Source organism: Salinicola sp. RZ23, assembly GCF_003206675.1.
GTDB classification, from domain to species: Bacteria; Pseudomonadota; Gammaproteobacteria; order Pseudomonadales; family Halomonadaceae; genus Salinicola; species Salinicola endophyticus.
The window spans coordinates 27,267-51,717 of record NZ_PZJK01000027.1 but is presented as its reverse complement, the minus strand read 5'-3'; the positions used below and the strand labels follow the sequence as shown (position 1 = coordinate 51,717).

Annotated in this window: 25 protein-coding genes; 14 read left to right on the top strand and 11 right to left on the bottom strand. The window is 65.6% G+C overall.

Annotated features, from left to right (window positions below; translation table 11 throughout):
* Positions 1 to 703: 703 nt before the first annotated feature.
* A complete protein-coding gene (locus DOM67_RS19925; RefSeq protein ID WP_157958925.1) occupies positions 704 to 925 on the bottom strand; it encodes a hypothetical protein in 222 nt (73 codons plus the stop codon).
* Positions 926 to 1,055: 130 nt separating this feature from the next.
* Positions 1,056 to 1,472: a hypothetical protein gene (locus DOM67_RS19605; RefSeq protein WP_110678984.1), complete on the bottom strand. Its 417-nt coding sequence runs from the start codon at positions 1,470 to 1,472 to the stop codon at positions 1,056 to 1,058.
* Positions 1,473 to 1,639: 167 nt separating this feature from the next.
* On the opposite strand from DOM67_RS19605, the gene DOM67_RS19600 reads away from it, so the two are divergent.
* Positions 1,640 to 2,368 (top strand): Crp/Fnr family transcriptional regulator, encoded by a 729-nt coding sequence (locus DOM67_RS19600; protein WP_110678982.1) that lies wholly within the window; start codon positions 1,640 to 1,642, stop codon positions 2,366 to 2,368.
* 120 nt (positions 2,369 to 2,488) lie between these two features.
* Here DOM67_RS19600 and DOM67_RS19595 read toward each other — a convergent pair whose 3' ends face one another.
* Positions 2,489 to 2,899 (bottom strand): carboxymuconolactone decarboxylase family protein, encoded by a 411-nt coding sequence (locus DOM67_RS19595; RefSeq protein WP_110678980.1) that lies wholly within the window; start codon positions 2,897 to 2,899, stop codon positions 2,489 to 2,491.
* A 150-nt stretch (positions 2,900 to 3,049) separates the two neighbouring features.
* Entirely contained in the window at positions 3,050 to 3,373 is a 324-nt protein-coding gene (locus DOM67_RS19590) for a DUF883 family protein (protein WP_110678978.1), read from the bottom strand.
* A 248-nt stretch (positions 3,374 to 3,621) separates the two neighbouring features.
* Between DOM67_RS19590 and DOM67_RS19585 the strand changes: the two genes are divergently transcribed.
* A complete protein-coding gene (locus tag DOM67_RS19585; protein ID WP_110678976.1) occupies positions 3,622 to 4,230 on the top strand; it encodes a LysE family translocator in 609 nt (202 codons plus the stop codon).
* Between the two features lie 12 nt (positions 4,231 to 4,242).
* On the opposite strand, the gene DOM67_RS19580 is transcribed toward DOM67_RS19585, so the two are convergent.
* On the bottom strand, positions 4,243 to 5,898 hold the full coding sequence (locus DOM67_RS19580; protein ID WP_110678974.1) for an acyl-CoA dehydrogenase family protein: 1,656 nt from the start codon (positions 5,896 to 5,898) through the stop codon (positions 4,243 to 4,245).
* A 204-nt stretch (positions 5,899 to 6,102) separates the two neighbouring features.
* Here DOM67_RS19580 and DOM67_RS19575 point away from each other — a divergent pair, with 204 nt between their 5' ends.
* Both DOM67_RS19575 and DOM67_RS19570 read left to right on the top strand, forming a co-directional pair.
* Complete coding sequence (locus DOM67_RS19575; RefSeq protein WP_110678972.1) at positions 6,103 to 6,609, top strand: NUDIX domain-containing protein; 507 nt, start codon at positions 6,103 to 6,105, stop codon at positions 6,607 to 6,609.
* 97 nt (positions 6,610 to 6,706) lie between these two features.
* The gene (locus DOM67_RS19570) at positions 6,707 to 7,201 is read left to right on the top strand and encodes a glutathione peroxidase (RefSeq protein WP_110678970.1); all 495 of its coding nucleotides are present in this window, start codon (positions 6,707 to 6,709) and stop codon (positions 7,199 to 7,201) included.
* A gap of 65 nt (positions 7,202 to 7,266) precedes the next feature.
* Here the strand turns inward: DOM67_RS19570 and DOM67_RS19565 are convergent, their stop codons facing one another.
* Complete coding sequence (locus DOM67_RS19565) at positions 7,267 to 7,671, bottom strand: hypothetical protein (protein WP_110678968.1); 405 nt, start codon at positions 7,669 to 7,671, stop codon at positions 7,267 to 7,269.
* Between the two features lie 428 nt (positions 7,672 to 8,099).
* On the opposite strand from DOM67_RS19565, the gene fabV reads away from it, so the two are divergent.
* The 9 genes from fabV to DOM67_RS19520 all read left to right on the top strand — a co-directional run bounded on the left by fabV (position 8,100) and on the right by DOM67_RS19520 (position 19,833).
* Positions 8,100 to 9,299, top strand: coding sequence for an enoyl-ACP reductase FabV (fabV, locus tag DOM67_RS19560; RefSeq protein ID WP_110678966.1), 1,200 nt, complete (start codon positions 8,100 to 8,102; stop codon positions 9,297 to 9,299).
* Between the two features lie 65 nt (positions 9,300 to 9,364).
* Complete coding sequence (locus DOM67_RS19555) at positions 9,365 to 10,366, top strand: GlxA family transcriptional regulator (RefSeq protein WP_232825325.1); 1,002 nt, start codon at positions 9,365 to 9,367, stop codon at positions 10,364 to 10,366.
* Positions 10,367 to 10,368: 2 nt separating this feature from the next.
* Positions 10,369 to 10,935, top strand: coding sequence for a 1,6-anhydro-N-acetylmuramyl-L-alanine amidase AmpD (ampD, locus tag DOM67_RS19550; protein WP_110678994.1), 567 nt, complete (start codon positions 10,369 to 10,371; stop codon positions 10,933 to 10,935).
* A gap of 454 nt (positions 10,936 to 11,389) precedes the next feature.
* The gene (gene aceE / locus DOM67_RS19545; RefSeq protein ID WP_110678964.1) at positions 11,390 to 14,080 is read left to right on the top strand and encodes a pyruvate dehydrogenase (acetyl-transferring), homodimeric type; all 2,691 of its coding nucleotides are present in this window, start codon (positions 11,390 to 11,392) and stop codon (positions 14,078 to 14,080) included.
* A gap of 107 nt (positions 14,081 to 14,187) precedes the next feature.
* Positions 14,188 to 16,266: a pyruvate dehydrogenase complex dihydrolipoyllysine-residue acetyltransferase gene (aceF, locus tag DOM67_RS19540; RefSeq protein ID WP_110678962.1), complete on the top strand. Its 2,079-nt coding sequence runs from the start codon at positions 14,188 to 14,190 to the stop codon at positions 16,264 to 16,266.
* Between the two features lie 362 nt (positions 16,267 to 16,628).
* Positions 16,629 to 17,285 (top strand): adenylate kinase, encoded by a 657-nt coding sequence (gene adk, locus DOM67_RS19535; protein WP_110678960.1) that lies wholly within the window; start codon positions 16,629 to 16,631, stop codon positions 17,283 to 17,285.
* A 96-nt stretch (positions 17,286 to 17,381) separates the two neighbouring features.
* Entirely contained in the window at positions 17,382 to 18,071 is a 690-nt protein-coding gene (gene tsaB / locus DOM67_RS19530; RefSeq protein ID WP_110678958.1) for a tRNA (adenosine(37)-N6)-threonylcarbamoyltransferase complex dimerization subunit type 1 TsaB, read from the top strand.
* A 149-nt stretch (positions 18,072 to 18,220) separates the two neighbouring features.
* Positions 18,221 to 19,018, top strand: a complete 798-nt coding sequence (locus tag DOM67_RS19525) for an undecaprenyl-diphosphate phosphatase (RefSeq protein ID WP_110678955.1) — start codon at positions 18,221 to 18,223, stop codon at positions 19,016 to 19,018.
* A complete protein-coding gene (locus DOM67_RS19520; protein WP_110678953.1) occupies positions 19,006 to 19,833 on the top strand; it encodes a class I SAM-dependent methyltransferase in 828 nt (275 codons plus the stop codon). The genes DOM67_RS19525 and DOM67_RS19520 overlap by 13 nt, the downstream gene beginning before the upstream one ends.
* Here DOM67_RS19520 and DOM67_RS19515 read toward each other — a convergent pair.
* The 5 genes from DOM67_RS19515 to DOM67_RS19495 form a co-directional block, all read right to left on the bottom strand.
* Positions 19,791 to 20,774, bottom strand: coding sequence for a DMT family transporter (locus tag DOM67_RS19515; protein WP_110678951.1), 984 nt, complete (start codon positions 20,772 to 20,774; stop codon positions 19,791 to 19,793). The genes DOM67_RS19520 and DOM67_RS19515 overlap by 43 nt on opposite strands.
* A 148-nt stretch (positions 20,775 to 20,922) precedes the next feature.
* A complete protein-coding gene (locus DOM67_RS19510; RefSeq protein ID WP_110678949.1) occupies positions 20,923 to 22,230 on the bottom strand; it encodes an arsenic transporter in 1,308 nt (435 codons plus the stop codon).
* An 84-nt stretch (positions 22,231 to 22,314) separates the two neighbouring features.
* On the bottom strand, positions 22,315 to 23,037 hold the full coding sequence (gene arsH / locus DOM67_RS19505; protein ID WP_110678947.1) for an arsenical resistance protein ArsH: 723 nt from the start codon (positions 23,035 to 23,037) through the stop codon (positions 22,315 to 22,317).
* A gap of 5 nt (positions 23,038 to 23,042) precedes the next feature.
* On the bottom strand, positions 23,043 to 23,480 hold the full coding sequence (gene arsC / locus DOM67_RS19500; protein WP_110678945.1) for an arsenate reductase (glutaredoxin): 438 nt from the start codon (positions 23,478 to 23,480) through the stop codon (positions 23,043 to 23,045).
* 8 nt (positions 23,481 to 23,488) lie between these two features.
* A complete protein-coding gene (locus DOM67_RS19495) occupies positions 23,489 to 23,860 on the bottom strand; it encodes a helix-turn-helix transcriptional regulator (protein ID WP_110678943.1) in 372 nt (123 codons plus the stop codon).
* A gap of 164 nt (positions 23,861 to 24,024) precedes the next feature.
* Here DOM67_RS19495 and DOM67_RS19490 point away from each other — a divergent pair, with 164 nt between their 5' ends.
* Positions 24,025 to 24,276 carry a CsbD family protein gene (locus DOM67_RS19490; protein WP_106419771.1) on the top strand — a complete coding sequence of 84 codons (252 nt, stop codon included), beginning with the start codon at positions 24,025 to 24,027 and terminating at the stop codon, positions 24,274 to 24,276.
* Positions 24,277 to 24,451: the final 175 nt, after the last annotated feature.

Below are 24,451 nucleotides of genomic sequence, written 5' to 3'. Positions count from 1 at the left end.
AACCAAAAAAAAGCCCGATGCATTGGCATCGGGCGAAAAGATCGCTCAGAGAAGCGACCATGAACGGGGTACAGCCAGCATCGGTCGTGGCCGATCGCATAATGGCTTTCATTGTTTAAGCATGCGTTATAAGAGTGGTTTTTGCACTATTTAGGTCTGCCAATATTGAATATTTTTGTTTCCATTCGATATTGCAGAAGGATGTTCGGAAACGTTTGCTCGGTCGGCTTGGGGCTGGAGGCGCTATGTCAGCAGAGGGGGGATTGCGCTTCACGCCTCTGCTAGTCATCGTGCAATGAAAAGCCCACGGCGCGCTGGTCTCCATGGTTGAGGAGGGCGGCCGCGGGCGGTATTGCGTTATGAACTGCCTCGAGTGCACTTGTATGCGCACTTCCGTTCATGGTCGTCTGTATCTGTCATGAACCGAACGCCTTGCGACCCATCGCGGCGGTCGATAGCGCGATTCACCAAGGCAGTCTACGCCGATTTCTGGTGGTGCAGCATGGGAAAATTGTAACAACCGATTGGCTGCTAAGTATAATGAGCCCTTGCGCTGGCAGCGCATCCGCTTTCTCATCAGAACGGCGCCACGGCGCTATGTTGGACAAACGAACATCAGGCGATCGGGAGGCCCCCGCTGTCGCTTCCCCGCCGACTTGTTCCGTTCACCGCACTTTCCCTCTCTACCCCGGCCTCGGATACGTCAAGGGTTGCGGGGTCTCCCTTGTGGGCCAATGGGCGTCTCCAGTGCCAGCTTGATCGCCTTGTCGCGATCGTAGCCCCGGTCGACCAGGGTTTTGACCCGGCTCTTGAGGGTACCCAGCGGCATACCCGCCTCTGCTGCCAGGCTTGCCAGGCTTCCCGGTTGACGCCGGCTGCGCTTGCGTTCGGGGAGCCTTTCCAGTTCGTGTTTGGTGAAGCGCACGACTTCTTCCTTGTCACAGCCATGAAAGAGGTTGCTAACTTTTGTTAGCAATCTCATCGTTTTATCGGCAGTGCTCTGGATTTCTTCATGCCTGCGCCAGCCGGGCGGTGCCGAGCCTGTCCTTCATGGCTCAGGCGCTGGGTGCCTCGCCCAGACAGGTGGCCAGGCCGGCGGCGTTCAAGGCCTGGCGGCATGCATTCTGAGCGGCCTCCGGGAGCGTGAACCGGTATAGCTCCGACTGCAGCGCCCAGATCAGATCCTGCTCGACCATCGAGCGGGCGTTGTGCGGATGGAGTTTGAGTGTCTCCATGGCCACCAGTCGCGCGGCATCCAGCCCCTCCAGCCTACACCAGGGCGTGGCGCGGGATTCGCGGATCGAGGCGGCGTAACAGGTGAGCAGGAAAAAGCCGAAGGCTTCACGCAGGGCTTCCTGGTATGCCGGGTCCTGATTGTTCGTCTCCGAATGGTCGACGCCATGCTTGGACAGGGCGCCTTGGAACGCGGTTTGCCACAGCGCCTCGTAGTCGAAATCTGCACTCTCTTGCATGGGGTAACGTCCTGTCGTCGATGAAGAGGGCTTCGATTGTTTATCGGCAGGTCGCTGGCGAGCCTGATCCCTTGGGTGCCATTTCGCCCGCCGATCTAACCGGTGTTATATAACTAATTTCCCTAACATGCTGTCATGCCTGAAAAATTTCAAGAAGGCACGGAAGCATGGGTCAGCAGGAAGGCTGTCTATCTCAGCATTTCAAACACTATGGCAGATTATCCGACAGCGAGTGCCGTCGGCTCGATGGTCTGGAAGGTCCGGCGCTGGCGATGGCCAAGGGGCAGGTTTTCTGGCGCGAGGGCGATGCCGCGCGAGAGTTCGGCACCCTGAGCCAGGGCTGGGCGTATTCGTTTCGTGATATGGCGGATGGCACCCGCCATATCCTCGAGGTGTTCATGCCGGGGGATGTGATTGGTCTGCGCGAGTTTCCCTTCAAGCAGCGGCTGTCGAGCGTGGCGATGCTGGAAGATGGCGAGATCCGCCTGACACCGCACCGGCGGCTGATCGAGATCTTCCGCGACTCCTCCCGTCTGACTTCACTGTGTTTTGCGGTCGCCTCCTACCAGCAGGCCCTGTTGAGCGAGCGGCTGGTGCACCTGTCGCGGCGCAGCGCGCGTCAGCGGGTCGCCTATCTGTTGTTCGAACTCTATTCGCGCACCAAGCGCAACGACGACTCGATCGAGGATCGCTTCCGCGTGCCGCTGTCACAGCAGCAGCTCGCCGATGCGCTGGGGCTGTCACCGGTACATGTCAGCCGGACCTTGACCGCCTTTCGTCAGGAGGGGGTGCTGCGTCGCCTGCGTGGCTGGGTACATCTGCTCGATCCAGGGGCGCTGGAGGCCGAGGGGAGCATCGTGGGCCATCTGCATGATGAGATCGAGCTGGTGGAGTAGCGCTGACTCTTCTCTTGACGGGGGTTGCCTGGCTGGCGTGTTTCCTGACGGGAAACGACGAAAGCCCCGCCGAAGCGGGGTTTCGAAGAAGATGAGCGCTGGCGGGAGCTGACGACGCGATCAGATGGCGGCGCGGCGCGAGGCGCGGCTCAGCGCGCTGGTCATTTCGATCGCCATGGTCAGATCGGCCAGCTCACGCGCGGAAAACGCGGTGAGTGCCAGCTTGCGCATGGCCGGATCGGCCGGGCGGAAGCGGGTGAAGGATTCGCACCAGGCCAGCGCGGCCTTTTCACGCTCGTCGAATTCGTCGGATTCGGACCAGGCATCGAGCGCCGAGAGCTTGCTGGGGGCGATGCCCAGCGCCTCGGCCTGCTCCTGGCGGAAGTGAGTGCAAGTCAGGCAGCCGTTGATCTGAGACGCGCGCAACTCCGCCAGACAGCGGATCGATGGGTCCAGCGAACAGGCATGTAGGGATCTGGCGGATCTGTCGACATGTTTCACGTCGATCGTCTGCCACTTATCAGCGCTCATCTCGGATCTCCTGAAAGCGGGTGTGCCACGATTAAACGACTATCGTTCTCAATATTCCACAGCTTCGATTGTAAAGTTTGATCGTGGTTAATCATTGAAACTATGGTTGTCGCGTGCGGTTTCTCACTGCGCGCCCGCACGCGACTCGCGTCAGCGACGGCCGAGCAGCAGACCGATCACCGCGCCTGCGGCGGCCGCGGCGCCGATGGCCCGCCACGGATGATCGTGCACGTAGCGGTCGCACTCGTCGAGAGAGCGGTGGGTCGAATGGCGCAGACGACGCTGGCGCCGGCGGGCTTCGGCTGCCGTGCGGGCATACTGCTCTTCGCTGCGCAGGCGGGCTTCTTCGATGGCGTCCGCGGTCTCGTCGCGCAGGTCGCGTCCCAGCGCCCGGCTCTGATCGCCAATATCATGGATGTCTTCGCGGATACGTTCGGCTCGCGTCTGCGAGTCATCACGCTTGAATAGGCTCATGGTCCACCTCCCTGGTGTCTGGACCTGTGACAGCGTAGACGGGGAAAAGTGTCCTGGCGACAGATAGCGACACCGGCAGGGAGATACGGGGCAGGGTCGTGTTCGTGGTGATGGTGGCGAGCGTGTGACGCCGACGCACTGGCCCCGGGCGCCGGCGGGGGTTAACGTCTGCACTCGCCCCTGTTTGGCCGGCCCACGCGGTGGTCGTGCCGCCCGCACTTGAAGCCGCATCTTGTAAGGAGTTCAGCGTGTCCCCGGAACTATGGTTGTCGCTTTTGCTGATCTGCGCCTTGGGGGCGATGTCGCCGGGCCCGAGTCTGGCCATGGTGATGCGCCACACCGTCAGCGGCGGGCGTGCGCCCGGGGTGGTCGCGGCGCTCACCCATGCGCTGGGGGTGGGGCTCTATGCCGGGCTGACCGTGCTCGGCCTGGCTGCGGTGATCGCGCATCAACCCTGGTTGTTCCGAGTCGTGACGCTGGGCGGCGCGCTCTATCTGGCCTGGCTAGGCGTGCAGGCGCTGCGTGCCGGGCGTGGCGAGGGGTTGCAGGTGGCGAAGGTCGCCAGTGGCCGCCGTATGGCCATGCGCGATGGTCTGCTGGTGGCGCTGGGCAACCCCAAGCTGATCGTGTTCTTCGTCGCGCTGCTGAGCCAGTTCGTGAGTGCCGACATGAGTGTCGCCGGGCGCTGGCTGATCGTGGTCACGGCGACCCTGGTGGACGGCGGCTGGTATGTGCTGGTGGCGCTGCTGCTCTCGCATTCGCGGGTGCTGCCGTGGCTGCAGCGTCGTGCGGTGTGGATCAACCGCCTTACCGGTGTGGTACTGCTGGGGTTGGCAGCGAGGGTCGCACTGGGCTGAGTTGGCGGCCGTTCACCCCAGCCGCGCCAGGATCTCGGCCACCGGGGCGGCGGTCGGCAGCACGCCATACTGGGGCGTGGCCGCGGCCAGGCGCGTGGCACAGAAGGTCTCCGCCACGGCGGTCGGCGCTTGACGCAGCAGCAGCGCGGCCTGCAGCGCCTGGGCCATGCGCTGGGTCAGCCAGCGGGCCTGTGCCGCCTGCGTCTCGGCGGGGGCGGCGAGCAGGGTGTCGAGTTCGGCCAGGGCGCCATCCAGCGCCGGATGCACGCCGCGCGCCGGTGTCAGCTCCTGACGCAGCGCCTCGATGCTCTCCGGGTGACGCGCGAGGATGCGCAGTACATCGAGACAGATCACGTTGCCCGAGCCTTCCCAGATCGAATTGACTGGCGCCTCACGGTAGAGGCGCGCCAGCGGCGACTCCTCCACGTAGCCGATCCCGCCCAGGCACTCCATCGCCTCCGCCATGAAGCCGGGGCCACGCTTGTTGTGCCAGAACTTGGCCAGCGCCGGCAGCAGTCGTGACAGCGCCGCTTCATGGGCGTCGGTGGCGGCGCGGTCCATGGCCCGGGCGCCGCGCATGGCCAGCCACAGGCTGGCTTCTGCCTCCAGTGCCAGATCGGCGAGCACACGCTGCATCAGTGGCTGGTCAACCAGGCGGGCGCCGAAGGCCGCGCGCCCGCTGACATGCGCGTGGGCTGCGCTCAACGCCTGGCGCATCATGCCGGCCGGCGCGGTGGCGGCATCCAGCCGGGTCTGCTGCACCATCTCCAGAATCGCCGCGACGCCGCGCCCCGGTTCGCCCACCAATTGTGCCCAGGCGCCGCGGTACTCGATCTCGGCGGAGGCGTTGGCGTGGTTGCCGCACTTCTCTTTCAGCCGCTGGAGCTCGATCGCGTTGCGCTCACCATCCGGGGTGAAGCGTGGGGCGAGAAAGCAGGAAAGGCCCTCATCGGTCTGCGCCAGGGTGAGAAAGGCGTCCGACATCGGCGCACTGCAGAACCACTTGTGCCCGCTCAGCCGATACCAGGCGCCGCTGCCCGGGGCCTCGACCGGTTCGGCCCGGGTGGTGTTGCGGCGTACGTCGCTGCCGCCCTGTTTTTCGGTCATTGCCATGCCGAAGGTGTTGGTCGACTTGTGCCACGCCGGCAGCGCGCGCGGGTCGTAGTGGCAGCCGCGCAGGCGCTGCTGCCAACTGGTGTCGGCGCTGAGATGGCGCAGTACCGGCATCGCCGCATGGGTCATCGTGAGCGGGCAGCAGAAGCCGGGTTCGGCCTGGGTCAGCAGATAGAGTCCGGCGACATGGGCCTGATGGCCGCCATCGTGTTCGCGCTCCCAGGCCACGGCGTGCCAGCCGCCCTCGATCGCCAGCGTCATCAGCGCATGGTAGGCGGGGTGGTAGGCGACCTCGTCGAGGCGCTGGCCGTAACGATCGAAGGCGCGCAGCGTGGGCGGGCAGCGGTTGGCCTGGTCGGCCCACTCGGCGATATCGGCCTGACCCAGGCGCTGGCCCAGGCGCGCCAGGCGCTCGCCGACCCAGGCTGGGGCGGCATGGGCGACGGCGTCGCGCAGGGCGGTGTCGCTAGCCCAGAGATCGCGGGTGGCGAGTGCGGCGGGCTGATTCTCGACCCGGTGGGTGGCCAGCTCGGTGCGCGGAGCGTAATCGGTCATGCGCGGCCTCCGAAGCCTGAGATTGGATAGGAGACTCCTGAGCATAGCGCCCGGCGGCTAGGTTGAGCGCAGCCTTCGACCAATGCGGCAGGCATTGGTCTGAGCGAGGGGAAACCTGTGGGGAAGGTGATGCAGGAGACGATGGCGCCAGTACAGGGTGCTAAGCTGGCGCGCACCTTCTAGCCGATAGAGCATGAGCGTCCCATGAGTGACACCGTGATTGCCGACGAGCAGGTGCAGCTCGTCGATGCCCGCAACTGCCCCTGTGGCAGCACCTCTCGGGTGACCTTGCGGCGCCTGGCGTGCTGGCATCGCGCCACCTACATCGTGGTGCGCAATCCGGCCGGCGAGCTTTGCGTGCAGACGCGTACGCTGATCAAGGAAACGCACCCGGGCTGGTACGACCTTGCCGCCGGCGGCGTGGTCGGGGCGGGGGAGGCGGCGCTGCCGGCGGCGCGGCGCGAGCTGGAGGAGGAGCTGGGCATTCGGCGGGTACCGCTGGTCGCGCTGGGCGAGTTTCGTTTCGTCGACGGCGCCCTACGCATCTACGGCAGTCTCTACGGGGTACGCTACGCCGGCCCGCTGCGCCTGCAGCCGGAGGAGGTGGCAGCGGTACGCTGGTTGGCGCCGTCAGCGGCGCTGGCGCTCGAGCACGCCACGCCGGATACCCGCGTGGCGCTGGAACTGGCATTGCGCCAGGATGGCTGGTGAAGCGCTGCCCGGCGTGGCAACCTTGTCGCCTCGATACTCAACGAACCCGTCGCGCTGTGCGGCGACGGTGTTCCCGGTCCAGGATGAGCGGCCCGCCATGTCGCTGTACACGCAAGACTGCCGCAACCATGCCGGCGAACCCTTCAATCTGCGCGCCCTGCGCGGCCAGGTGCTACTGGTGGTCAATGTCGCCAGCCAGTGCGGTTTCACGCCCCAGCTCGAGGGGCTGGAGAAGATCTACCGCGAATATCGCGATCAGGGCTTCATCATTCTCGCCTTTCCGTGCAATCAGTTCGGCCGCCAGTCGCCGGAGTCGGCCAGCCATTTCGGTGCCTTCTGTGAGCAGCGCTACTCGGTGACCTTCCCGGTGATGGAGAAGGTCAAGGTCAACGGCCGCGACGCCCACCCATTGTTCATGCAGCTCCGGCGGCACGCGCCGGGGTTTCTCGGCAGCACGCCGATCAAGTGGAACTTCACCAAGTTTCTGGTGGGTCGCGATGGCCAGATCATTCGCCGCTTCGGCCCGCGGGCCTCGCCGCGCTCGCTGCGGCGCGATATCCAGAAGGCGCTGGATACGCCGTTCTCGGCCTGAGCCTCGCGTCAGACGCCAGGGTTCGTGCGAAAAGTCGGTGAGCGCAGGCCGTGTTCGTGCAGAGCCTAGAGCGGCGGGCGTTCGCCCCGCGCCACCATCAACCGATAGACCAGTTCGTCGAAGCGCGGGCGGCTCATCATGGTGGTGAGCCCGGAGAAGAGGGTGGCGACGGCCTTGCGCACGCCGCCCAGGCGGCGGTTGTGGCGGACCAGGCGCAGCAGCAGCAGGTTCTCGTCGAAGGCGCGCCACTCGCCGGCCATCGAGACCTGGTAGCGCACCATCACCGGCGACATCTCCAGCCGGTAGACCCACTCCAGCTCCTTCAGCGTCAACCCGCTGGCGTCGATCTCGCGCACCATGCGCGCAAAGTCCGCCTCGCGCGGTTCGCGCTCCAGCCACAGCGCCGATAGCGCCAGCCACAGTGCGCCGCGGCGGGCGATCAGCGCTTCGATTTCCTGTTCGTCGCTCATGCTGACTCTCTGGCCGCAGGGGCTCGGGGGACATGGCGCGCCATCTTCGGACAGTGCGCACGCCGACACAAGGGAACCCGCGCATAAATGCCTGCACGGACTCGGCTTCCCCAGCGCATGACTGGGTTGCGCGGTACTGGTGCGCCAGCCCGGTCGAAGGCTCGCCTAACCCCATGTTCTGTCTCGCATGACGCGTTGCCTTCGGCAACTTGCCCTGACGGCCCGCCCTACGGGCGTTCTCTACGCGTTGCTCCGAGTCAGCGTTACGTGCGCCTTGCCCTTCATCTCGTTCGGCGATTCATTCAGCGCTCCCCAAGCCTGCGTGGTCTGCGCACAAGTTTTCGTCACCCTGTTAGAATGCGCTCAACATCGCTGTGGGAGGCGTCTCCCGGAGCGTCCCGATTCGGTACGGAAAGACGAGGTTAGACGTGATCATCAAGCCCAAGGTCCGCGGTTTCATCTGCACCACGACCCACCCGCTCGGCTGCGAGCGCAACGTGCTCGAACAGATCGAGGCGACTCGCGCCCATCTCGACGGCGTCGAGGGCGGGCCACGCAACGTGCTGGTCATCGGTGCCTCCAGCGGTTACGGCCTGGCGGCCCGTATCACCGCCGCCTTCGGCTACGGTGCCGACACCCTGGGTGTGTTCTTCGAAAAGCCCGGTAGCGAGAAGAAGCCGGGCACCGCCGGCTGGTACAACGCCGCCGCCTTCGACAAGTTCGCCAAGGCCGAAGGGCTCTACAGCAAGGCGATCAATGGCGACGCCTTCTCCCACGAAGTTCGCGAGAAAGCGATCGAGCTGATCCGTGAAGACATGGGTCAGATCGATCTGGTGATCTACTCGCTCGCCTCGCCGGTGCGCAAGATGCCGGACGGCGGCGAGCTCAAGCGCTCCAGCCTCAAGCCGATCGGCGAGACCTATACCGCGACCGCCATCGACACCAACAAGGACGCCATCATCGAGGCGTCGGTGGAGCCGGCCACCGAGCAGGAGGTCGCCGATACCATCGATGTCATGGGTGGCCAGGACTGGGAGCTGTGGATCGACGCTCTGGACAAGGCCGGTGTGCTCGCCCCGGGGGCCAAGTCGGTGGCGTTCAGCTATATCGGCACCGATATCACCTGGCCGATCTACTGGCACGGTGCCCTGGGCAAGGCCAAGGAGGATCTCGATCGCGCCGCCGGCGAGATCGATGCGCGCCTCGGTCAGCAGGGCGGCAGCGCCAACGTGGCGGTGCTCAAGTCGGTGGTGACCCAGGCCAGCGCCGCGATTCCGGTGATGCCGCTCTACATCTCCATGGTCTACAAGGTGATGAAGGCGCAGGGCGTCCACGAGGGCACCATCGAACAGCTCAATCGGCTGTTCGGCGAGCGCCTCTATGCCGACGGCGAGCCAGCGCTCGATGAAGCCGGGCGTCTGCGTCTGGACGACTGGGAGCTGCGCGACGATATCCAGGATGCGTGCAAGGCGCTGTGGCCGCAGGTGACCAGCGACAATCTGTTCGAGCTCACCGACTACGCCGGCTACAAGCACGAGTTCCTCAAGCTGTTCGGCTTCGAGCGCGACGACGTGGATTACGATGCCGAGGTCGATCCGATGGTCGAGTTCGATGTCGTCCAGATGTGATCCGTGTGCGTTGAGCGGGCAGGGCGGCGGGGGCTCGCGGGCGTGATGCCGAGAGTAGCGACAGCGTGACCACGCCTGCCCACGATGCCCCGCTGCAGGTGGGATTCGTTCTTCTGCCGGGCTTTTCACTGCTGGCCCAGGCCTGTGCCATCGAGCCATTGATCGTCGCCAACGGCCTGGCCGAGCGGCGTCTCTACGGGGTTACGACCTTCGGCATCGATGGCCGTCCGGTGGCCAGCGTGGCCGAGCTTGCGCTCACGCCCCAGAGCGTGGCGGGCAGCGATGCGCGCCATCTCGATCTGTTGTTCGTGTGCGCGCCGCCGCTGCCCGCCGACTCGGCGCGGGAAGTCAACGACACCCTGATCGCCTGGCTCAAGCGGCTGGCCCAGCGTGGGGTAGTGCTCGGCGGCATTGCTGGCGGCACTCACTGGCTGGCACGCGCCGGGGTGCTCGACGGTTATCGCGCTTCGATCCCCTACGCCAGCGCCGATACCTTCAGCCGTGCCTTTCCCGCGATCCATGTCTCGCATCAGCTGTTCGAGATCGACCGTGACCGCCTCACCTGCGGCGGCGGCACCGCGGCGATGGATATGTTGATGACCCTGATCGGGCAGCAGCAGGGGGCAGGGCTGGCCCAGCGCATCTCCGAGCACTTCGTGTGCGAGCGTATTCGCATGGCCGACGAACCCCAGCAGTTGCCGCTGCGCTCGCGGCTGGGCAACGCCCCGGAGAGTCTGCTCGAGGCGGTGGCGCTGATGGAGGCGAATATCGAGGAGCCGCTCACCACCCACGAGCTGTCGGCGCACCTGGGCATCTCCCGGCGGCAGCTGGAGCGGCTGTTCAAGAAGCATCTGCAGGCGGTGCCTAGCCGCTACTACCTCAATCTGCGCCTGCAGCGCGCGCGCCGGCTGCTGCGCGAGAGCGATCAGGCGGTGGGCGATATCGCCCTGGCCCACGGCTTCTCCTCGGGGGCGCACTTTTCCACCAGCTATCGCCACCACTTCGGCATCAGCCCGCGCGACGAGCGCCTGGTGCAGGTGGCGCGCGATCCGGAGGGTGATTCATGACGCTGACGCTCGAGCAGCACTGGCTGACCCAGGCGCGGCGGGTACCGTCGCCCAACGCCAACGCTCGCCCCGCGGGGGAGGTCTCGGCGGTGGTGGTGCACGGCATCAGCCTGCCGCCGGGCGAGTTCGGCGGGCCGGCGATCGAACAGCTGTTCACCAATACGCTGCCACCTACGGCGCACCCGTATTTTGCCACCATCGCTGCGCTGCGGGTCTCGGCGCATCTGCTGATCCGCCGCGACGGCGAGCTGGTGCAGTTCGTGCCCTTCGATGCCCGCGCCTGGCACGCCGGGCGTTCGCGCTGGCGCGACGACTCTGGCCGCCTGCGCGAGGGGCTCAACGACTTCGCCATCGGCATCGAGCTGGAGGGCACCGACGAGCGCCCCTATCGGGCGGCGCAGTATCACGCCCTGGCCGCAGTGCTGGCGACCTTGATGCAGCACTATCCCGCGATCACGCCAACACGGCTGGTGGGCCACGCGCACATCGCGCCACTGCGCAAGAGCGACCCCGGGCCGGCCTTCGACTGGGCCTATCTGCGCCGCTGCCTGGGTCGAGCCACTGCCTGACGGCCGCTAGCCTGACACCCCCTGGCCTGACAAACCCCGACCGGCTGCTATGTTGATGAGGGCGGCAGCGTCGGCGGGTGGCGTGTGGAATCGCGTTCCGGCAGGCGGTCAATTCGGCGCTGGTTTGCCCTAAGGTAATTTTATTTCGGCCTGGCGGCGTGCCGATCGCTGCACCGACCCAAAATACAAGTGCTTGTAAAGAAAGGATTTATACAAGCGTTTGAGGCCGAAAACGGTGGCGGTGAATTGGCAGCGGTGCCCGTTTGCGGTATCTTCTTCGCCGGATTTTCCGCGTCACGCACGCCCGCTGTAATTCAGTTACAGCCGAACAATCTCGGAAAGCGGCCCCAAAAGAGCTGCACCTGCACCGAAGAGCGCATATTCCCAAGCCCCGCTGCGGCTACCCGCCACGGCCGGGCGAATGGCAAACCTTTTCCCATTCGGAGAGTTGTCTATGAGTCTGGAGACACGAGAAGATCTCGATCCGGTCGAAACCACGGAATGGCTGGACTCCCTGGCCTCGGTCGTCGAGCATGAGGGCGAGGAGCGCGCTCGGTACATCCTGAGTCGGCTGGCTGACCGCCTGCGTCGTGACGGCTCTTCACCGCCGTTCTCCGGCACCACGCCGCACCGCAATACCATTCCGGTGCATCGTGAGGCCAAGATCCCCGGCGACATGTTCATCGAGCGCAAGATCCGCTCGGCGATCCGCTGGAACGCCATGGTGCAGGTGCTGCGGGCCAACAAGAAGCACAAGGGGCTGGGCGGCCACATCGCCAGTTATCAGTCCAGTGCGACCCTCTACGAGGTCGGCTTCAATCACTTCTTCCGCGCCGACAACGGCGACCACAAGGGCGATCTGCTCTACATCCAGGGCCACGTGACGCCGGGTATCTACGCGCGCTCCTTCCTGGAAGGTCGTCTCGACGAGACGCAGATGGACAGCTTCCGCCAGGAAGTCGACGGCGAAGGTCTGCCGTCCTATCCGCACCCCTACCTGATGCCGGACTACTGGCAGTTCCCCACCGTTTCCATGGGGCTGGGTCCGATCCAGGCGATCTATCAGGCCCACGTGATGAAGTATCTCAATTCGCGTGAGCTCGAGAACATGCAGGACCGCAAGGTCTGGGCCTTCCTCGGCGACGGCGAGTGCGACGAGCCGGAATCCCTCGGCGCGCTGCATCTGGCCAGCCGCGAGAAGCTCGACAATCTGATCTTCGTCATCAACTGCAACCTGCAGCGCCTCGATGGCCCGGTCCGCGGCAACTCGCGCGTGATCGACGAGCTCGAAGGCGTGTTCCGCGGTGCCGGCTGGAACGTCATCAAGGTGGTCTGGGGCGGTCTGTGGGACCCGCTGTTCGAAAAAGACACCAAGGGCATGCTGCAGAAGCGCATGGACGAGGCGGTCGACGGCGAGTACCAGAACTACAAGGCCCAGGGTGGCAAGTACACCCGCGACAACTTCTTCGGCAAGTACGACGAGACTGCCGAGATGGTCAAGGATTACTCCGACGAGGAGGTCTTCCGTCTCAACCGTGGTGGCCACGACCCGCAGAAGGTCTATGCGGCCTATCACGAGGCGGTCAACAACGCCAACGGGCGTCCCACCGTGATCCTGGCGCACACCGTCAAGGGTTACGGCATGGGCGGCGGCCACGGCGAAGCCGACATGGAAGCGCACCAGATCAAGTCGATGGACGTCGACGCGCTCAAGGCGTTCCGTGACCGCTTCGGCATCCCGATCTCCGACAAGCAGATCGAGAGCGGCGACATTCCCTACTACAAGCCCGCCGACGACAGCCCGGAGATGAAGTACCTGCATCTCCAGCGCGAGAAGCTCGGTGGCTTCCTGCCGGCGCGCAAGTCGGACTTCGAAGCGCTGGAGATTCCGGGGCTCGACGACAAGATGTTCGCCACCCAGCTCAAGGGCTCCGGCGACCGTGAAGTCTCCACCACCATGTCCTTCGTGCGTGTGCTCAACGGCCTGGTCAAGCACAAGCCGCTGGGTTCGCGTGTGGTGCCGATCATCCCTGATGAAGCGCGCACGTTCGGCATGGAAGGCATGTTCCGCCAGCTCGGCATCTACGCCGCCGAAGGCCAGAAGTACGAGCCGATGGATGCTGGCCAGATCATGTACTACCGCGAGGACAAGAAGGGTCAGATCCTCGAGGAGGGCATCACCGAAGCCGGTTCGATGTCGGCGTGGATCGCTGCGGCGACCGCCTACGCCAACCATCACCTGCCGCTGATTCCGTTCTACATCTACTACTCGATGTTCGGCTACCAGCGTATCGGTGACCTCGTCTGGGCCGCCGGCGACCTGCAGGCGCGCGGCTTCATGGTCGGCGGTACCGCCGGGCGTACCACCATCAACGGTGAAGGTCTGCAGCACCAGGACGGCCACAGCCACATCCTGATGTCCACGGTGCCCACCTGCCGCGCCTACGACCCCTGCTACGGCCACGAAGTGGCGGTGATCGTCCAGGATGGCCTCAAGCGCATGTTCCAGGACAAGGAGAACTGCTTCTACTACCTGACCGTGATGAACGAGAACTACGCGCATCCGGAGATGGTGGAAGGCAGCGAAGAGGGCATCGTGCGCGGTATGTACCGCCTGCACGAAGGCAAGGCCGCCGCCAAGAAGAAGCAGCCGCGGGTCCAGCTGCTGGGCAGCGGTACCATCCTGCGCGAAGTCGAAGCCGCCGCCGAGATGCTCGCCGAAGAGCATGGCGTGGTCGCCGATGTCTGGAGCGTGACCAGCTTCAACGAGCTGCGTCGCGAAGCGCTGGAGTACGATCGTCAGCAGTTCCTCGACTTCGACGAGAAGCGCGAGAAGCCGTGGGTGTCGCAGCAGCTCGAAGGCACCGAAGGGCCGGTGATCGCCGCGACCGACTACATGAAGCTCTACGCCGACCAGATCCGTGCCTGGGTGCCGGGTGACTTCCATGTTCTGGGTACCGATGGCTTCGGCCGCTCCGATACGCGTGAGCAGCTGCGTCACTTCTTCGAGGTCGACCGCTACTACGTCACCGTTCAGGCGCTGCGCGCCCTGGCCAAACGCGGTGAGATCGACGGCAAGGTCGTCAACGACGCGATGAAGAAATATGGCCTCGATCCGGCCAAGCCCAGCCCGCTGGTGTCTTGATCGGCAGTTTCCATCGCAGGGTTACCGCCCCCCGGGGGCGGTGACCGCGGCCAGTTGAGCCGGCGCGTCCGTGTGACGCGCTGGCGGATGATCAGAGGAGCGCGACCTTGAGTAGCGAAATCATCAAAGTTCCCGACATCGGCGGTAGCGACGGTGTCGAAATCATCGAGATCTCGGTGCAGGCGGGCGACGTCATCGCTGCCGAAGACACCATGATCGTGCTGGAGTCCGACAAGGCCTCGATGGACGTGCCGGCACCCAAGGCCGGCAAGGTCGTCAAGGTGCTGGTGAAGGAGGGCGACACCGTCTCCGAAGGCGACGACATTCTCGAGCTCGAAGCGGAAGGTGAGGGTGACGCCGACGCCTCGCAGGACGAGGGCGATGCCGAAGAGAGCGATGCCCAGGCCGAGAGCCAGGACGATGAGTCCGAGCAGGCTGCCAGCGAAGCGGCACCGAAGAAGACGTCCGGCGGTGGTGGCAAGCGCACCGTCGAGGTCAAGGTGCCGGATATCGGCGGCAGCGACGGCGTCGAGATCATCGAAGTCGCGGTGGGCGAGGGTGACGAGATCAGCGCCGAAGATACGCTGATCACCCTGGAGTCCGACAAGGCCTCCATGGACGTGCCCAGCCCCTACAGCGGCAAGATCGTCTCGCTCTCCATCAAGGAGGGCGACAGCGTCTCCGAGGGTGACCTGATCGGCACCATGGAGATCGCCGGTGAAGGCGACGACGCGGAAGACGACGCCCCGAGCGCCGACGACAGCGCCGATGCCGAAGAAGACAGCGCCGACGAAGAGGGTGACGACGAAGACGCCGACGACAGCACCGGCGGTCGTCAGGAGATTCGCGTGCCGGATATCGGCGGCAGCGAAGGCGTCGAGATCATCGAAGTCGCGATCAGCGAAGGCGACGAGATCGACAAGGAAGACACCCTGATCACGCTGGAGTCCGACAAGGCCTCCATGGACGTGCCCAGCCCGGTCAAGGGCAAGGTGGTCGAACTGGCGGTCAAGGAGGGCGACAGCGTCTCCGAGGGCGATCTGATCGGCTACGTCGAAGTCGCCGGCCAGTCGGGCGGCAAGAAGAAGTCGCCCAAGCGCGATGCTCAGAAGGATGGGGCAAAGCAGGGCGCGGCCAAGAAAGGCGATGCCAAGAAAGGTGATGCCAAGGCCGCGACCGACTCGCGCGCGCAGAAGCAGCAGCGCGGCGAGCCGAGCCCGGAAGCGCGTCACAAGCACGGCGATGACAAGAGCGCCGGTGCCCACGTGCACGCCGGCCCTGCGGTGCGCAAGATGGCCCGCGAGCTGGGCGTCGAGCTGAGCGAAGTCAAGGGCTCCGGTCCCAAGGGGCGTGTCCTCAAGGATGACGTCGATGGCTTCGTCAAGCAGGTGATGCAGGCACGCAAGCAAGGCGGTGGCCAGGCGGCAGCGCCGGCGGCCAGCGGTGGCGCGGGCATCCCGCCGGTACCGGCGATCGACTTCAGCCAGTTCGGCGAGATCGAAGAGAAGCCGATGGGGCGCCTGATGAAGGCCGGTGCGACCAATCTGCATCGCAGCTGGCTCAACGTGCCCCACGTCACCCAGTTCGACGAGGCGGACATCACCGAGCTGGAAGCCTTCCGCAAGGCGATGAAGGACGAAGCGCAGCAGCAGGGCGCCAAGCTCACGCCGCTGCCGTTCATGATCAAGGCCGCGGCCAAGGCGCTGGAGAAGTTCCCGCAGTTCAACGTCTCGCTGCATCCGGATGGCGACAAGCTCATCCAGAAGAAGTACTTCCACATCGGCGTGGCGGTGGACACCCCCAACGGTCTGATGGTGCCGGTGATCCGCAACGTGGATCAGAAGGGCATCATCGAGCTGGCCAAGGAGGTGATCGACCTCGCCGGGCGTGCCCAGGAGGGCAAGCTCAAGCGCGACGAGATGCAGGGTGGCTGCTTCACCATCTCCAGCCTGGGCTCGATCGGTGGTACTGCCTTCACGCCGATCGTCAACACGCCGGAAGTGGCGATTCTGGGGGTCTCCAAGTCGCAGATGAAACCGGTCTGGAACGGCTCGGAGTTCAAGCCGCGTCTGATGTGCCCGCTGTCGCTCTCCTATGACCACCGGGCGGTCAATGGTGCCGATGCGGCGCGTTTCACCGCCTATCTGGCCCAGGTACTCACCGACATCCGCCGTATGCTGGTCTAACCGCGCGGTTCGTCAGTACCAGCGCCGATGGCTCCTGCGGGAGCCATCGGCGTTTTTTATGGAAAGCCATCGGCGTTTTTTATGGAAGGCTATCGGCGTTTTTATGGGAAGCCGTCGGAGTTTTTATGGAAGGCCGCCGGCGTTTTTCATGAATGGCCATCGACCTTTTGGGGATGGTCATCGGCATCCTCTTGCCCCTATCCCCGGGATTTCCCGCCTCGGGCCCGCTCTGCGCCTAACCGAGCCTTGTGCGCCTGAGTTGCGAAAGGTATCGTCATGTGCCACTGACGATGTCACCGGCGTCGCCTCTGGCGACCGTGAGGTCACATAAGAACGATGCCATTCACGAAGGAGCTGTATCGATGCGTTTGATCCTCTTGGGCGCCCCTGGCGCTGGCAAGGGCACCCAAGCTCAGTTCATCTGCGAGCACTTCCATATCCCGCAGATCTCTACTGGCGACATGCTGCGTGCCGCCGTCAAGGAAGGCAGCGAACTGGGGATCAAGGTCAAGGAGACCATGAACAGCGGCTCGCTGGTGTCTGATGACCTGATCATCGCGCTGGTCAAGGAGCGTATCGCGCAGCCGGATTGCGCCAATGGCTTCCTGTTCGACGGCTTCCCGCGCACCCTGCCGCAGGCCGACGCCATGAAGGATGCCGGTATCAAGCTGGACCACGTGGTCGAGATTGCGGTCGACGACGAAGAGATCGTCAAGCGTCTGGCGGGGCGTCGCGTCCACCCGGACTCCGGGCGCGTCTACCACCTCGAGTACAAGCCGCCGCGCGAGCCTGGCAAGGACGACGTCACCGGCGAGCCGCTGATCCAGCGTGACGACGACAGCGAGAAGACCGTGCGTCATCGCCTCTCGGTCTATCACGATCAGACCGCGCCGCTGATCGGCTATTACCAGGAGTGGGCCGCCGAAGCCCCCGAGGCCGCTCCGGCCTACCATCGCATCGCCGGTGTCGGCAGTGTCGATGACATCCGCGCTCGCGTGATCGCCGCCCTCGAGGGCTGATCGCGCACGACCGCCTCGCCAGCCGGCGGGGCGGTCGTCGCCACGCTGTTCACACGCTATACTCGCCCCTCCTTTTGTAGTCACCCCGGGAAACCGATGTCGACGCTGCTGGCCCTAGATGCCTCCTCGACCGCCTGCTCCTGCGCGCTCTGGCGGGACGACGATCTGATTCATCGTTTTGAAATCGCCCCGCGCGAACATACCCGCCGGCTGCTGCCGATGATCGACGAGCTCCTCGCCGAGGCCGATCTCGATCTCGCGGCGTTGGATGCCATCGCCTATGGTCACGGCCCCGGTTCGTTCACCGGACTGCGGATCGCTGCGGGTATCGCTCAGGGGCTCGCCTATGGCGCCGAGCTGCCGCTGATGGGGGTCTCCACCCTTGAAGCGCTGGCGCTGGCGGCACACCGCAAGTGGCACGCCCGCCACGTGATCGCGGCGCTGGATGCGCGCATGGACGAGATCTATGTCGGCGCCTATCGTTGTGTCGATGGCGAGCTGACGTCCTGTCTCGACGAACGGGTGATCGCCCCGGAGCGGCTGCGACTGCCGGCGGAGAGCGGTGACCGTGAATGGTTGGGCATTGGCAGTGGCTGGCAACTGCTGGCGCGCATGCCGGTCGAGATACAGGCCGTATTGCCCCAGACCCTGCCCGACGAACTGCCTGCGGCCGAGGAGATCGCGCGTCTTGCCGCCGCCGCCTGGGCGCTTGGCGAGCGCGGCGCGCCTCCGCATGAGGTGACGCCGGTCTATCTGCGCAATGAGGTGGCATGGCGTAAGGCGTAGACCGAGGGCGACGACTGCCTGCGTCGACGCGTGGTGACCAGCCCAGGACGGGCTGAGTCTGGCAGGGCAAGGTGGCGCGCGGCGGCGGCGGTGATCTCTCGACGCCTTACCCGGGGCGGTTGGCCCCCTCTGCAAGGAAACGCTTCATCATGGATGTGTTGCATCTCGCGGCGCTGGCACTGATCCAGGGCCTGACAGAATTCCTCCCTATCTCTTCCTCCGCGCATTTGATCCTGCCGTCGCAGTTGCTCGGCTGGTCGGATCAGGGGCTGGCGTTCGATGTCGCCGTACATATCGGCTCGCTGGGCGCGGTCCTGGTGGCCTTCCGCCACGAGGTGATCAAGATTCTGGGTGCCTGGTTCGGGCAGTTCGGCGCCCGCGGGCCGAGCCCCGAGAGTCGGTTGGGCTGGGCGATCATCATCGCCACCTTGCCGGCGGTGGTGTTCGGTCTGCTGGTAGACGACTGGGTCGAGTCCGCCGGGCGCTCGGTGCTGGTGATCGCCACCACCACGGTCGTCTTCGGGATACTGCTGGGCATCGCCGATGTCCGCGGTAGTCGGGTCGAGCCGCTGGGGGCGATGACCCTCAAGCGTGCACTGCTGATCGGCCTGGCTCAGGCGGTGGCGCTGATCCCCGGCACCTCGCGCTCGGGCATCACCATGACCGCCGCACTCATGCTCGGCTTCACCCGGCAGGCGGCGGCGCGCTTCTCCTTCCTGCTCTCGATTCCGTTGATTCTGGCCGCTGGCACCCTCAAGGGAGTCGAGCTGGCGCAGACAGGCACCGCCACCCAGTGGCACGAGATCGCCCTCGGCGTGGGCTTCTCCTTCGTGGCGGCCTGGCTCTGCATCAAGCTGTTCCTGGCCGCGCTCGACCGCATCGGTATGATGCCCTTCGTGATCTACCGTCTGCTGCTCGGTGTGGTGCTGTTCGTATGGGCGACCTGAACAGCGGTCTGAACAGCGGTCTGAACAGCGGCCTGAACGACGCCGCAGTGGTCGTGGTGGGGGAGCCGCTACGTGAACTGGCGGCGCGTTATGGACTGGGATGGCGGCCCGATCCGCCGGCCGGTGGGCTGGCCCTGCGCCAGGGCGAGGCCGGGCTCGAGATCGCCGGCGATCCAGCGCTTTATGGCCACCCCGTGCGCGCCGATTTCGTCACCGGTGCCGCCGACCATCGGCGCCGCTTCGGTGGCGGCCGCGGCCAACTGGTGGCCAAGGCGTGCGGCTTCGGCAAGGGCGTGGTGCCACAGGTGGTGGACGCCACCGCCGGGCTGGGGCGCGACGCCTTCGTGCTCGCCTCGCTGGGTGCCGAGGTATTGATGGTCGAGCGGGTGGCAGCGATCCACGCGCTGCTCGATGACGCCCTCGCGCGGCTGGCCGCTGCCGAGGCGCTGGGCGAGATCGCCGCACGGCTGTCGCTGCGCCATGCCGACGGCACCAAGGCGCTGGCCGAGGCCATCGCCGACTGGCCGCATGCACCGCAGGTGATTCATCTCGACCCGATGTTTCCCCACCGCGAGAAATCCGCGCTGGTCAAAAAGGAGATGCGGCTGTTTCGCGAGCTGGCCGGCGCCGATGACGATGCCCCGCAACTGCTGGCAGCGGCGCTGGATCTGGCCACCCACCGGGTGGTGGTCAAGCGTCCGCGCAAGGCGCCGCCCATTGCCGGCCCCGCGCCCCAGCACGTGATCGAGGGCAAGACTAGTCGCTACGACCTCTACGTGCACCGGTCGCTGCGCGCGGATGTCGCCTCGACCTGAGATGCTGCCGCGGCCGTCTTGGCAACTGCCTGTTGACCTGAATTCTCTACCGGGCCATCTGAGCGCTTGAATAGAATCAGCCACAGTGCCAGTGCGATCAGCGCGCCGCCGGCGGCGTGGGCCCAGGTCACCTGCTCGTCGAGGAACAGCGCGCCCCAGAGCACGCCGAACAGCGGCACCAGCAGGGTCACCGTCAACGGCTTGACTGGGCCGAGTTCCTCTATCAGACGAAAGTAGAGCAGATAGGCCAGCGAGGTGCAGGCCAGACCCAGGACCAGTAGTGCCAGCCAGACATGGGCATCCTGCCAGTGCCCCTTCGTGGGGTGTAGGGCCACTTCGGTGAGCATCAGTGGGGCCAGCAGCAGGGTCGCGCCGAGCTGGGAGCCGAGCGCGATCAGTCGCGAATCGAGCCCGCCGCGCTGAGCGATCCAGCGCCCCACCAGAAAGCCGCTCACCCCGTAGCAGGCCGCCGCCCCGAGGCAGGCAAGGGCACCAATCACCAGTCCGCTGCTCAATGCCACCGGCCCGCTGACCACCAGCACCGCCACCCCCATCATGCCCACCACCACGCCGCCCAGGCGCTCGCGGGGCAGCCGCTCGGAAAAGCAGGCGGCGCCGATGAGTACACCCATCAGCGGCGTCGAGGCGTTGAGTAGCGCCGAGTAGCCCGCCGGGATGAAGCGCGCGGCGATACAGAAAAGCGCGAACGGTAGCCCGGAGTTGATCATGCCGATCATCAGGGTGGTGACGAACTTGCCGTCGAAGCGCCAGCGCACTCGCCACGCCAGCAGTACCGCGATCAGGCCGAGAGCACCGAAAAAGACACGAAAGAAGGCGGTGGGGAAGACCCCGATGGCCGGTGTGGCGATGCGCATGAACAGAAAGCTGGCACCCCATAGCGAGGAGAGGAGAATCAGGCGAAAAACGGCGGGCAGCGGCATGGCTTCTCCAGGCATCTCTTTCAGGGGCGCGCCTGGGGTCGAGGCGCGCCGACGTTCACCACTCTATGCCTGTTCGATGGCGCCGCCTGGCCATTTCCGGCAGCGGCGTTCGCTGCACGCCTGTGATCACGGCAGCGCGCCGCTTCGCTCAGGGGGAGATCAGCGGCAGCCACAAAGCCAGCGCGATCAGCGTGGCCAGCAGCACCGGCGGTGTGATCAGCAGCCCGATCTTCATGTAGCGACCCCAGCCGATGCGGTAGCCCTTCTTGGCCAGCACATGGAGCCACAGCAGCGTCGCCAGGCTGCCGATCGGGGTGAACTTGGGCCCCAGGTCGTTGCCGATCACGTTGGCGTAGATCATCAGTTCGCGGGTCACCGCCGGCACGTCGGCCTGATGGATCGCCAGCGCCCCGACCAGGGTAGAGGGCAGGTTGTTCATCACCGAGGCGAGCAGGGCGCTGAAGAAGCCGGTACCGACGGTGGCCACCAGCGGGCCGTGCTGGCCCAGCCACTCGAGCACACCGGCGGCCAGTGGCGTGAGCCCGGCATGGCCGAGGCCGTAGACCACCAGATACATGCCCACCGAGAACCACACGATCTGCCACGGCGCGTGGCGCAGGGCGTGGCCTACCGATACCACCGCGCCTTGGCCCAGGCGCCACCAGCGCCCGGCGATCGCGATCAGGGCGAGCGCCGCCGCACCGGTGACGAAGGCCACCGGGACGTGCCAGGCGGCGGTGACGAAGTAGGCCACCAGCAGGGTGGTCAGCAGCGGAAAGGCGGCGCGGAACACCAGCGGATCGCGGATCGCGGTGTACGGCGGGTCCAGCTTCTCCAGCGCGTAGCGCTTGGGCACCTGGCGGCCGAAGGCGAGCCACAGCACCACCAGGGTCGCCAGCAGCGAGACGAGATTGACCGGCACCATGACCCAGGCATAGCGCGAGAACGAAATGCCGAAGAAGTTGGCGCTGACGATATTGACCAGGTTGGAGATCACCAGCGGCAGGCTGGTGGAGTCGGCGACGAAGCCGGTGGCGATGATGAACGCCAGCGCCGCCTGGGGCGAGAACGAGAGCCGCAGCAGAATCGCCAGCACGATCGGGGTCAGCAGAAGCGCTGCACCGTCGTTGGCGAAGAAGGCCGAGATCACCGCACCGAGCATCACCACCAGTGGAAACAGCCAGTGCCCGCGGCCATTGCCCCAGCGGGCCACGTGCAGCGCCGCCCAGGCGAAGAAACCCGCCTCGTCGAGGATCAGCGAGATGACGATCAGACCGACGAAGGTAAAGGTGGCGTCCCAGACGACATCCCAGACCGTGCCGATATCGCCCAGTTGGACGACGCCGGTCGCCAGTGCGAGCACGGCACCACCGACAGCGCTCCAGCCGATGCCCAGGCCGCGGGGTTGCCAGATCACCAGGATCAGGGTGACGACGAAGATGGCCAGCGCCAGCATGCCAGGACTCTCCACAAGGGGCGGCGCGGCGCGGTGAGACACACCGCCCGGCGCGGGCGCCCGATCATCGATAAGGAAATGCGATCAGAGATCGCGCTGGTTGACCCGGGCGGAGAGCTGGGCCGCGCTCTCCACGCGCTCCGAGTAGCGGTCGGTCAGATAGTCCGTGCGCCCGCGGGTCAGCCAGGTGAACTTCACCAGCTCCTCGCAGACATCGACGATGCGCTGATAGTAGGGCGAGGGGCGCATGCGGCCATGGTCATCGAACTCGTTGAACGCCTTGGGTACCGATGACTGGTTGGGGATGGTGAGCATGCGCATCCAGCGGCCAAGAATACGCATCTGATTGACCGCGTTGAAGCTCTGACTACCACCGCAGACCTGCATCACCGCCAGTGTCTTGCCCTGGGTGGGGCGGATGCCGCCCAGCGAGAGCGGCAGCCAGTCGATCTGTGCCTTCATCACCGCGGTCATGGCGCCATGGCGCTCCGGGCTCACCCACACCATGCCCTCGGCCCAGGTGGCCAGCTCGCGCAGCGTCGCGACCCGTGGGTGCTCCGGGCCCTCGGCATCCGGCAGTGGCAGGTCCCGCGGGTCGAAGGTGGCCACCTCGCAGCCGAAGGCTTGCAGCAGCCGGCCTGCCTCCTCGGCCACCAGGCGCGAGTAGGCGCGCTCACGCAGCGATCCGTAGAGCACCAGGATCCGCGGCGGATGGTGGGGCCCCGCGTCTCCCGCCAGGCCCTCGCCGTCGATGGGGGCGAAGGCGGTGGGGTCGAGCTGGGGCAGCGTGTCGAATGACGCAGACATGGCGATTACTCGGCGGCGGGCGAATGGCTGGACGTCGGTGTCGGCGTTGGGTGCACCACCTCGCCATCTTCCTTGGTGAAGGTGTCAATCGGGTGATCCAGCAGTGACAGCACCACCTCTGAAGGACGGCACAGCGCAGCGCCCTTGTCGGTGACCACGATCGGCCGGTTGATCAGAATCGGGTGGGCGAGCATCGCCGTGATCAGGGCGTCGTCTGTCAGGTTCGGGTCGTCCAGGCCGAGCCTGTCATAGGGAGTGCCCTTGCGCCGCAGCAGCTCCCGCGGTGACAAGCCCGTGGCCGCCAGCAGCGCCACCAGTTGGGCGCGGTCCGGCGGGGTCTCGAGGTAGTGGATCACCTGGGGTGTCTGTCCCGAGGCTTCGATCATCGCCAGGGCGTTGCGCGAGGTACCGCAGTCCGGGTTGTGATAGATCACGGGGTTCATGGCGTCTCTCATGAAGGATCGGTCGATGGGCGAGGGGGTGATGCTGCGCTGACACAACTGCCGAGCAGGGTATCCAGTGGCGCGCAGACTTCGGGGCTACCGTGGCAGCAGTCGCTGACCAGAAACGCGGCCAGGGCGCCGACGGCGGCGAGATCGGCACGATAGATCATCGAGCGGCTCTGGCGCTGGGCATGAATCAGGCCAGCGCGGCTGAGCACGGCCAGGTGCGCCGACATCGTGTTGTGTGGCACCTCGAGCCGACGCGCCACCTCGCCGGCGGCGAGGCCGTCGGGTTCATGCCGGGTCAGCAGGCGAAAGGCCGCCAGCCGGGTTGGCTGCGACAGGGCGGCGAAAGCGTCGAGGGCGTCTTTTGTGTCCATATGTCCAAGAATATAGACATAAATCCGGGGCGGCAATCACCACGATGGCCTTTCGACGAGAGTGAGAGGGGTATGACCTTTGTGTGACCTGTATGAGCGGACTACGCTCTAGAGGCTGTCTGGGCATCGATTCGCCCAGCGCCCTATACGATCAAGGAGGTCGCATGTACGAAGAGCAGATGAAAGGACGCACCGAGTCCCTCAAGGGCCAGGCGGAAGAAGCCGTGGGCCGCTTCACTGACGACGACGAGATGCGCGACGAGGGCCGCGCGCGCCACGCCGCGGGCAAGCTGCAGGCCAACTACGGCGAGAAGCTCGATAGCGTGCGCGAGGCGACGGTCAAGAATCCGATCAGCGCGCTGGCGATCGCTGGCGGCGTCGGGGTGTTCCTGGGGATCCTGCTCGGACGCCGTTGACACGCCCGAGTGCGGCTACCCGCTCCCCGACGATAAAAGCCCCGGCCCAGGCCGGGGTTTTCGTCATCAGAGGGTGGGTGTCGGCTCAGTTTCACATTTGACGCGGAAAATACTTGAGGCCAGCCTTCGTCGGGGCCATTATCTGCGCCCTTCCATCGGTCCCCGTGACCGGCGG